At 51.6% G+C, this 1,449-nt stretch carries 1 protein-coding gene; it reads right to left on the bottom strand.

Annotated elements, in window-relative coordinates; translation table 11 throughout:
• Positions 1-1,362 (bottom strand): transposase (locus IQ256_RS29220; protein WP_193859181.1); only part of this gene is annotated, 1,362 nt, incomplete at its 3' end.
• Positions 1,363-1,449: the final 87 nt, after the last annotated feature.

The following is a 1,449-nucleotide window of genomic DNA, read 5'->3' as shown; positions in this document are numbered from 1 at the left end:
CTTAGGTTTAGCTTTGAGTAATTTAGGGAGAAGTAGAGCGGACTTACGTTTGGATAAAACGGTTGGCTGTAGATGCTGAAGCGCCAGGCGCACAATTTGCTCGCTGGGCAACCCGTGTTTAGGGAGCGTACGAAACCATCTGGGAAAGTGGGTCCAAACGGTGTCGGGTAGCTCTAGAGCGAGAACCTGTAGCAAGCCTAAAGCAATGGCATTGAGATTGACAAATCTCTCGAACGCTTCGACTTTACTGACGACTTGAGCCTGAAAGTCGTCAGTAAAGTCGGCTAAGACTAGATTCTTAGGCCAGCGCGATATTTTATCCATCGACTTAAGCCAGAAGCGATAGTCAAAGCCACCGAGTAAATTCACCAGAGTCCGAAAGCTCAACTCAATTTTGAACCGCCAGCCATAAGCTTCAATCACCTGGGCTCCAGTGAGGGTAAGGTCGCTAGAGAGCAAGATAATTTGCTTACCGTTAGGCAGTTGAGCGAGCACAAACAACACCAAAGCATCAGGGCTATCCCAGTAAAACTCAAACTGCTGATAGTAAACGAGCTGTTGCTCTCCATAGAGCCGAACCTGCGCGCAGCTACACTCACACAGTGGCGAGAACAACTCTCGTAACTTAATCTGCGCGCCCCACTTTCTCTGACGGCCTGGCCCACGAACACTCGGGTTGGCTGAAAAGGGCGCACGGGCAACCGTGGCAATAGAGGCCCGACTAATCAGGTGTAGCCCGTGGGCTCGAAACGGTTGTAAGACTTTAGCTGAGGCATAGTACGCATCTAGCACAGCGTAGCTCCCTTCGGTCATCAAGTTGATGCACATCACGGCCATTTTATCGACCAGCGTCTGCTGGCTATCGAGGCGAGTGGTCTCAATGCCATCATGCAGCTTGAGCGCAATGGGGGCTGCGAACAGGGCTTTGCCTGTGCCCAACAACAGACTCAAGGCGCTGAAGTAATGGCCGCGTATCCACTCTGGTTTGCTCACATCTTCCGATTCTTGATGTAAGCCTTTGACGCCCGGCATTCTGCGTCCTTCTTTGCACACCTTGATCCCGTCTCCGGCATAGACTCGCGCTCCCTTGAGCGTTTTGACTTCTGGATGCTCTGATAGCCAATCCCCCCAGCGCTGACACAACTCATCAATACTGAATGCCCGTGAAGTGAACCAATGCAGCGCTCGTCCGTAATACGCTTCGGCTATCCCCAAACCGTTCAAGTAGCTGGTGACCGCTGCCGGTTGATGATTCAGCAGCACTCCCCACAACAGCAGCGCGAACCATTCATACGGCACTTCTCGACTGAATGCTGGACGTAGCCTCATGAGCACTTGCTCAATGCGAGTGTAGAGTTCCATAATTGATTTGGTTGAGTGTGGTAATTCAACCAGTCTCGAACATTCCTTGCCTTTTCGGTACTGGAATGTTCGGCACTCTACGCGATC

The organism is cf. Phormidesmis sp. LEGE 11477 (assembly GCF_015207105.1).
GTDB lineage: Bacteria > Cyanobacteriota > Cyanobacteriia > Phormidesmidales > Phormidesmidaceae > Phormidesmis.
The sequence above is the reverse complement of the archived record's forward strand: the minus strand, read 5'-3'. Positions and strand labels throughout refer to the sequence as shown.